The 7,668-nt window shown below is 60.2% G+C and carries 8 protein-coding genes and 2 pseudogenes; 5 read left to right on the forward strand and 5 right to left on the reverse strand.

Translation table 11 applies throughout. The annotated features are described in order from the left end of the window. The 3 genes from EOA60_RS38890 to EOA60_RS38900 form a co-directional block, all read right to left on the reverse strand. A partial coding sequence (locus EOA60_RS38890) for a multicopper oxidase domain-containing protein (RefSeq protein WP_245502545.1) occupies window positions 1-327 on the reverse strand: 327 nt, incomplete at its 3' end. A 9-nt stretch (window positions 328-336) separates the two neighbouring features. Continuing rightward, window positions 337-633 carry a hypothetical protein gene (locus EOA60_RS38895; protein ID WP_236473614.1) on the reverse strand — a complete coding sequence of 99 codons (297 nt, stop codon included), beginning with the start codon at window positions 631-633 and terminating at the stop codon, window positions 337-339. A gap of 260 nt (window positions 634-893) precedes the next feature. After that, window positions 894-1,181 carry a multicopper oxidase domain-containing protein gene (locus EOA60_RS38900; protein ID WP_236473615.1) on the reverse strand — a complete coding sequence of 96 codons (288 nt, stop codon included), beginning with the start codon at window positions 1,179-1,181 and terminating at the stop codon, window positions 894-896. A gap of 482 nt (window positions 1,182-1,663) precedes the next feature. Here EOA60_RS38900 and EOA60_RS37520 point away from each other — a divergent pair, with 482 nt between their 5' ends. After that, window positions 1,664-1,852: a hypothetical protein gene (locus tag EOA60_RS37520; RefSeq protein WP_158302651.1), complete on the forward strand. Its 189-nt coding sequence runs from the start codon at window positions 1,664-1,666 to the stop codon at window positions 1,850-1,852. Between the two features lie 152 nt (window positions 1,853-2,004). Here EOA60_RS37520 and EOA60_RS11480 read toward each other — a convergent pair whose 3' ends face one another. Together EOA60_RS11480 and EOA60_RS11485 are read right to left on the reverse strand one after the other, a co-directional pair. Then, complete coding sequence (locus EOA60_RS11480; RefSeq protein ID WP_091600627.1) at window positions 2,005-2,211, reverse strand: hypothetical protein; 207 nt, start codon at window positions 2,209-2,211, stop codon at window positions 2,005-2,007. 880 nt (window positions 2,212-3,091) lie between these two features. Continuing rightward, a complete protein-coding gene (locus tag EOA60_RS11485; RefSeq protein WP_091600626.1) occupies window positions 3,092-4,021 on the reverse strand; it encodes a TauD/TfdA family dioxygenase in 930 nt (309 codons plus the stop codon). A 611-nt stretch (window positions 4,022-4,632) separates the two neighbouring features. Between EOA60_RS11485 and EOA60_RS11490 the strand changes: the two genes are divergently transcribed. The 4 genes and pseudogenes from EOA60_RS11490 to EOA60_RS11505 all read left to right on the forward strand — a co-directional run. Next, the gene (locus EOA60_RS11490) at window positions 4,633-4,890 is read left to right on the forward strand and encodes a hypothetical protein (RefSeq protein ID WP_091600625.1); all 258 of its coding nucleotides are present in this window, start codon (window positions 4,633-4,635) and stop codon (window positions 4,888-4,890) included. An 8-nt stretch (window positions 4,891-4,898) separates the two neighbouring features. After that, window positions 4,899-5,171: pseudogene (locus EOA60_RS11495) on the forward strand (pyridoxal-phosphate dependent enzyme); the annotation flags it as partial. A gap of 293 nt (window positions 5,172-5,464) precedes the next feature. Further along, window positions 5,465-6,577, forward strand: a complete 1,113-nt coding sequence (locus EOA60_RS11500; RefSeq protein WP_126095612.1) for a TlpA disulfide reductase family protein — start codon at window positions 5,465-5,467, stop codon at window positions 6,575-6,577. Window positions 6,578-6,933: 356 nt separating this feature from the next. After that, window positions 6,934-7,668 (forward strand): annotated as a pseudogene (locus tag EOA60_RS11505) (glutamate synthase subunit alpha); the annotation flags it as partial.

Raw genomic sequence — 7,668 nt, forward strand, 5'->3', positions numbered from 1 at the left:
GGTCAGGCGACCGGCCGCCTGGTGTTCGAGAACGTGGCAGTGGAACATCCAATTGCCGGGATTGTCGGCGACGAAGGCGATCTCGACCTTCTCGCGCGGCGAAACCAGCGCCGTGTCCTGCCATTCGCGACGTGGGGTGGGCTGGCCGTTGCGGGAAATCACCCGGAAGGAATGGCCGTGCAGATGGATCAGATCATGCCACGCGGTTGCGTTGGTCGTGGCGATGACGTGGCTCTTATTCCGCAAGAGCGTCAGCCCCGGCTTCATGTCGTGATTGGCCTCGTCGGCGGCGACGCCGTTGATGAACCAGGCGGTGCCGGAATTCATCGTCCTGCATCATGCGCCCGGACCCATGCTTTCACCCATGTCCTGCGCCACCATCTCGCCCATCATGCCGCCGGTGAAGACGACTTCGTTGCGGGACGCTGTATCGAGGTCCGGCTCCGGCAGCGGAATGGTCGGCAGGGTCAGCGGCCAATCAGGCACACGTGCCCTAAGCGGAGTGTCGGAATAAACAAGATCGACGAGCTCATATTCCAGCCCCTCGTAGAACTGGTCGAAGATCGAAAGCCGGCTGCCCGGCTTGCCCGTCATGTCGAGGATCAGATCGGTGCGCATTGCGGGACCCAGCACCACCCGCCTCCGGCGCGTGTGGCGTCACCGGCTGGCCGTCGAGCGCGATGACGGCCGGCCTGAAAACCCGTGAAGTCGGGACTGAAGATGCGTGCATTGGCGGCGTTGATCAGCCGCAGCCGGATGCGCTCGCCCTTTCTGACCGCAAAGGTATCCGGCACGCGGCCATTGATGGTAACCGTGTTGCCGACGCGGCCATTGTGGTGAATGTCGTGCCGGTTGCCGAAATCCTCGCTGATTGCGCCAGATTTCGTCAGCCCTCAGTCACCGAGCATCCAGGTCACCTCGCGATCGGCCCGCACCGCCTTCGGTTCCTCGATGATCAGCGGACCATAAAGTCCGCGCCCGACCTGTTCGAAGCTCCGCTGGTGCGGGTGATACCAGCAGATGCCGACGTCGACGGCGTCGAACTCGTAGACGAAGCGCTCGCCCGCTCCAATCGGCTTCTGCGTGAGGTGAGGCACGCCATCCATGGCATGTGGCACACGCACGCGATGCCAGTGCACGGTCGTTTTCTCGGCAAGGCCGTTCTCTACCTCGACCCGCACGCGCTCGCCCTGACGGACCCGGATTTCCGGGCCTGGAACGGGCCTTCGGCGCGCAATCGAGCCCGGTTCACCCGGCCCAATGGCGTCCACTTTGGGGGCGCATGCACTGCAGACCCGCTGGACCTGATCCGGGAGAGAATGGGCGCGGCGATTGGAATAGCTATGAAAGCGCATCGGACCGTGGAACTGCGCGCGCAGACTTTCGGAGGAAGGCTCGCTTTTAAGCGTTATCGTGCAACTCTGACCGTTCTTCGCCTTGGCGGGTGCCGCGGAAGAATCCCGGGTTCTGCGAGCGCTCCGAGAACACCTGCGGTCGATCCTGTACCACAATTTCGCGAAGCTCGATGCTCTCTACAAACGATGTCTTGGATTCTCACGCCCTTATTTCAGCACTTCGCTCGCTTGCCCGACTCGGCCGCGGTCAGCCTTCACCGCCAATTTTATTGGCGCAGCGACGTTCCTATCGGGTCAGGCGAGGCTTCTTGAACCTGCCGCTCTCTCGTTGCCCTGGCACGATTAATCGTCCTCTCAGTCTCGTCATTGGCGGAGTCGCTCCTGAGGCGCGCGCCGGCGAGTTCGAGGAGCGCGTGGCTATCTCCTCGGTCCAGCCGGATTCCGCTGCGCGCTCAGCCAATTCCTGGAAGGCCGATTCCAAGGCGAGCTGGCATTGAAGGCCGCGGTCCGGATGGTCGACTGGGCAGCTTGGTTCCACGATCGCAATGCTTGATCGCTTCATTGCAGGCCATGGGCTCTCGCCCTCTCCTTTTGCCACACGAGGCGCCAGCTCACGTGTTGTTGTTGGCGTGCGCCCCGGCAACCGCTTTCACCAGCCGCTCCGGCGATCCCGCGCGCTCCAGCTCCGCAAAGAATGATGCGGCGTGACGCTACCCAGCCGGTGCTTCTCGGCCAATTTGCACACATAGGGATAGTCGACCATGAAATCGGATCGAGGCGAGGCGTTGGACGTTTCAGTCTTGGTCTGAATGCCGCCGCCCACGAGCCGATCGGCCTTCTCGATGATTTGGCGCACCCTCGTTGTCGACAAGCCATGTTCCTGAGCCAGGTCGGCGAAACTCTTGCCCTTCAGAAAGCCGTCGACCAGGGCTATGTTCCTATCGACGGTCGGCTAAATCCCAGCAGGCGCGCAGTTTTCCAGCATCATTCCGTTTGTTCATCCGCTTGTCCGCGCCCCCTGCAAATCCTACCGGGCCAAATCGGTGCTTGGAAGACCCACTCATGTCATGGCCTCGGGAAAGTACCAGGCCGACGGTCATGTGAATACGAAAGATGCTGGCGATCACCATGATCGTTGGTGACCGCTGACCTCCCGAATGTCGGCTTCGACGGCACACCGGGAGCTCTCGGCAATGTTGAATAATTCCGTTTGAAGATGGTTGACTTCGTCGTCGAGGCTCGATCCATCAGGATCGGTATCGACGATTCTATATTTGAGGAACCCAAATTCGTTTGACTCGCGCAATTCGCTGTACGGCGTATCATCGCAAGCGCGGGATTGCGACATCCTGCGAAGTGCCCACGTTGCTGGAATCGATTTTGCGGAAGTAAAAAGGCCCCGGCGCTGGGTCGGCGCGCAGGGCCTTCAGGCATGTACGAGCTACCAGCATGTCCAGTTATGATCGTGCGCTATCATAATGAACAAACGGTGAATGATCGCTATCCGAGGTGCAGGGCGGGCGAGATGGTGGGGCGGTGGGGGACCTGTACCGCTGCAGCGGGGCCACGAGCAGCGACTCGAGCCATGCGCCACGCTGCAGGACCTCGATTTCGGGCCAAGCCTCGAGCCCGCAACTCGCCTTGCTTCTCGGAAATCATAAGGCTTTGTGGGGCGGTTAAGCAGCGCGATATGGCCGCGGCGATACGAAGTTTTCATCTTTACCCTGTTCAGACGGTCAGGCTGCCTTCGCCGCCGGCTTGGCTGCCTTGACACGGGTTATACTGCGGCGACCGTCGACGCCGATCGGAACGTCACCGTCAACCGTAGCGCGACGCACAACCCGGTGCTGGTCGCCATAGTCGTTGACCGCATAATGCTGGGTAGCACGGTTGTCCCAGATAGCGACGTCGCTTACTTGCCAGCGCCACCGCACGGTATTTTCCGGGGCAGTGACGTAGGACTGGAACACCTCGTAGAGTTTGGCGGAATCGCTCTTGGAAAGGCCGACGAGGCGCTGCACGAAATTGCCGAGCAGCAGCGACTTCTCCCCGGTTTCGGGATGGACGCGCACGACCGGATGCTCGGTCTCGTAGATCGTCGATGTGAAGACTTCCTCGAAGTGCCTCTTCTCTTCGGCTGTGGCGCGCGGGCGCACGGCTGCGTAGTCGTAGGCATTGCTATGAATAGCCCACAGATTGTCCGCCAATATTTTGAGCGGCGCCGGCAGATTCTCGTACGCGGCGTGCGTGTTGGACCAGATCGTGTCGCCCCCCGCCGCCGGAATGACGACGCCACGTAGGACCGAGAATTTCGGATAGGCATCGACGAAAGTCACATCGGTATGCCACTGGTCTGCCCTGCCACCGCCACGGCCGGAATCGAGATTGAGGATTGAGGCCGTGCCGGCTGCCGGCCCCTGCGTGGGATGAGGTACAAGGTTACCCAGACGCCGCGCGAACAATTCCTGCTCCGCATCGTCGAGGTGCTCCTGGCCGCGGAAGAAGATCACCTTGTGTTTTAGAAGAAGCTGGTTGATGGCTGCTATCGCTGCGTCCGAAAGGTCTCCGCCAAGGCGAACGCCTCTGATTTCAGCTCCGACACGGCTGGTCAGCGGTACAACGTCGGAGTCAAGAATGGTCCGGTTGACAAGGACTGGATTGCTCATGGGTTCTCCTGTTTGATCTTGAAAGGGATAGCAAGTCACATCCGGCCAGCGGATGTCCGCGCTGCGTTGAAAAGTCTCATCGCTAGTCGACAGAGCTATCGAACAGGATAATTGACGTAAACTATAGAAAGAATGTTCTAATTTAAACTGGCTCGACGAAAGAGCAGTCTCCGTTGCTCCGGTCTCGGTGTTGAGTTCTCTAAGGCTGCGCCACACCTTGGTCCCCACGCCGGCATATGATCTCATTGTGCAGCCCCGTGCTCGCACGCCCCGTACTGGCGAAACTAATTGCAAGCTGCTGCAACACGCCCCCCTGGCGGCCTGCACCGAAACGACGACAGGGGTGCATCTGATTAGCCGTGAACCCAGGTCTCAAAAACCATCCGGCGTGACGAGCGGACGCACCGCACGTGTGACACCCGCCTTGTGGGGCAGGGTTGCCTTTCTCAATCCCGGCGTTGGTCGACGTCCCAATGAGCAGCAAGCTATTATCGGCCGCCGAATCTTAGTGGCTTCGTCGAGAGCCTCAATCAACCAAGCGGCGAAAGCCTCGCTAGAGTCTCGCCCGCCTGTCGCTATGAAGCAGTTGCAGGCAGCGCTGCTTCAGGCGCATGAACTCGCCCGATGCAATGATTTCCGTTGCCCTGGGTCTTTCGAAGGGCACTGTTTCGATTCCCTTCTTCTTCGGCGCGCGGCTTGATGCCGACATACGGTTTCTTGACCTGCCGCCTGAACGGCTGCCGAAGCGGGTGCCCCGCCAGCGACCCCGACAATCCACTGTTCCGCAACTGCTGAAGAGCCGACTGCGCTCGCATCCCGATGCTGCGCAACGGCACTATGCCGACATTCTGGAGACCGCAGCCGCATGAGCCTCGAGATGTTCCGCCGACCGTCGACAAAGGCGTCCTCTCGCCTGCGTCCGCCATTTGCGTCAGTGCTCGATCTGATTGGGGAGACGCCGGTCGTCGAACTGAAGAGCTTCGATACCGGCAGGTGTCGTCTCTTCGTCAAGCTCGAAAGCCAGAATCCCGGCGGATCGATCAAGGATCGCATTGCGTTGTCGATGATCGTTAATGCCGAACAGCGTGGCCAGCTCGCGCGGGGCGGTACAATCATCGAAGCGACCGCTGGCAACACAGGGCTCGGCCTGACCTTCTGGCGGCACGAAGCGCGTGATCGCGTGTCCAAAAGCTGACAGCGTCAGACAAATGTCAGGTTCATTACAACCAACATCTGGGCACTGTCGAGGTTTTTCGAAGCAATGGGCGCTAACTGCGCGCTGAGCGCGTTGGCATGGTTTTTGAGACTGAGTGACTGTGACTGCACTCAATGGGGCAAGACGAGCGATCCGCTCCTCCCTGAACCCGTGTGCCGTCTCTGAGAGGAAACCAGCTCGTGCAGAAACCTTTGGAAATAGCTTTGGACCGCAACGTGGTATTGCAGATGGAGTCCCCGGCTCCTTCGATTAAAGTCGAGAACTGGCTGCGTGGCGAGCCCCTCACCAGCTTTGAGCCCGGCAAAGTGTGCATAGTCGAATTTTGGGCAACTTGGTGCGGCCCATGTGTGGACGGGATGCCCCATCTGATCCAGCTGCAGGAGAAATACAAGGACAACGGCGTTGAGATCGTCGGAGTCGCGGCTTCTGAAGACGCTCCAACGGCCGACGAGGCCCGAAGCACGTTGGACGCTTGGTTGACCGAAAAATTCCCGAATCTGAACTATCGGATCGCATTCGACTCCACAGGCGAAATGGACAAGCTTTGGATGGAGCCCAGCTTTTCTTACGGGGTCCCGACCTCGTTCGTGGTCGACCGAGACGGCCACATCGCCTTTATCGGTCATCCGACGCAACTCGATGAGGTTTTGCCGAAGGTGCTTAACGGCAGCTGGCGCATCAGCGATCAGGCAAAATCCGCCGATACGGAGCGGATTGCGGAAGGCGAAACCATAGCGCGCGAACAAGCGCTGACCAAGCCCATATACGACAAACTTCGGCCGGCAATGGAGGCCGAGGATTGGAAGACGGCGCTCTCGGCGATTGAAGAAGGCCTCGCATTGATACCGGACAAACTCAACTTCCGCGTGAGTCATGTCAATCTGTTGCTTCACAGAATGCGCGACATGCAGGCCGGCTTGCCCGTAATGCGCCAATTCGTTCGCGACGCGATCGACAGAAAGTCCGAGGGATGGATGTATTGGGCGCTATACCAACTCTTCGCGCCGGGCTTTGATTATTCCGGCTTTCCGTCTGCTGAGCGCTTCGCGATGGGCGAAGAGCTGTCCAAACACATCGTGGCACTGCCGCAAGGCGGCGGCTCTAAGTTCCTGTCTTATCCGGTGGTCGCTCAGTACTATCATGAGAGCGGCAACAAAGATCGCGCCATCGAGTTGGTCGAGCAGACACTGAAAGCGCTGGAGGGTCCGGAGCCTATCTCGGACGACCTGAAACAGCACCTTCTACCCGAGTTGCTGCAGGCTCTGGCCAACTACAAGGGTGAGAAGGTTTGTTACGGCGCTCTCTGTGTGGCTCCGCAAGAGGATTCTCCCAAAAGGTGAAAGGGGCGGCCAAGGAGGAAACCAAAGAGGGGCGAATGGCTTACTGGCCAATTCGTCCATTTCCCTGACGTGGATGTACAAATAGGTCGGCCCAGGCGTCCAGCCCAGCCTCGCCGTTACCGCAAACACGTGACCGAGCAAGGAGAAGACGTGCCTGATCAACTCACCAAAACATACTGCCGCTAAGGGTCTCCCGGACCCGTCAAAGATGGCACTGGAGTAAGGCTGGCAACATGAAGAAGGTTACTCAGCCAGCTCGGCGCTGCCCACCGATCCACCTGCGCCCACAGGCGGGGAAGACGGGGGACGCAGCCGACCGCCTGTCTCTGCGCCAGGCAAGAACGGAGGACAGGACGATGACGGAAGTGACGCCATCTGCGACGAACGGCCCGGCCGCGCAGACGAAAGCGCCAGCCGTCAAAAATCCGTCCATCGCCACTGGCCTGACCAAGATCGGGCGGACCCCTACCGGGTTCGCCGCCCACGGCCTCTACGATCCGCGCAACGAGCACGATGCCTGCGGCGTCGGCTTCATCGTCAATATGAAGGGCGTCAAGTCGCATCAGATCGTCACGGACGGCCTGGCGGTGCTCGAAAATCTGACGCATCGCGGCGCCGTCGGCGCCGACCCGCTGATGGGCGACGGCGCGGGCGTGCTGGTGCAGCTTCCCGACCGCTTCTTCCGCGAGGAGATGGCCAGCCGGGGCGTCGAACTGCCCAACCCCGGCCATTACGCCGTCGGCCATGTGTTCATGCCGCGCGATCCTGAGCTTCAGGCGCATATCGAAGGCATCATCGCCGAGGTCGCGCAGCTCGAAGGCCAGCCGCTGCTCGGCTTTCGCGACGTGCCGGTCGACAATTCATCGCTGTCAAAGGCGCCTGATATCGCTGCTTCCGAACCGGTCCAGCGGCAGGTATTTCTGGGTCGCGGCGCCGAGATCGAGAGCGACGACGATTACGAACGGCGGCTCTACATCCTGCGCAAGGTCATTTCCGGTCGTATCCACGAAGAGACCAAGGGCGTCGACAATGGCTTCTACGTCGTGTCGATGTCATCGCGGACCATCGTCTACAAGGGCATGTTCCTGGCC

Source organism: Mesorhizobium sp. M1A.F.Ca.IN.020.06.1.1 (genome assembly GCF_004023265.1).
GTDB lineage: Bacteria > Pseudomonadota > Alphaproteobacteria > Rhizobiales > Rhizobiaceae > Mesorhizobium.

Excerpts from the sequence above, each read along its gene's own strand:
- EOA60_RS11485 (WP_091600626.1), bottom strand. The coding sequence starts at position 4,021 with ATGAGCAATCCAGTCCTTGTCAACCGGACCATTCTTGACTCCGACGTT.
- EOA60_RS11490 (WP_091600625.1), top strand. The coding sequence starts at position 4,633 with ATGAACTCGCCCGATGCAATGATTTCCGTTGCCCTGGGTCTTTCGAAG.
- EOA60_RS11500 (WP_126095612.1), top strand. The coding sequence starts at position 5,465 with ATGGAGTCCCCGGCTCCTTCGATTAAAGTCGAGAACTGGCTGCGTGGC.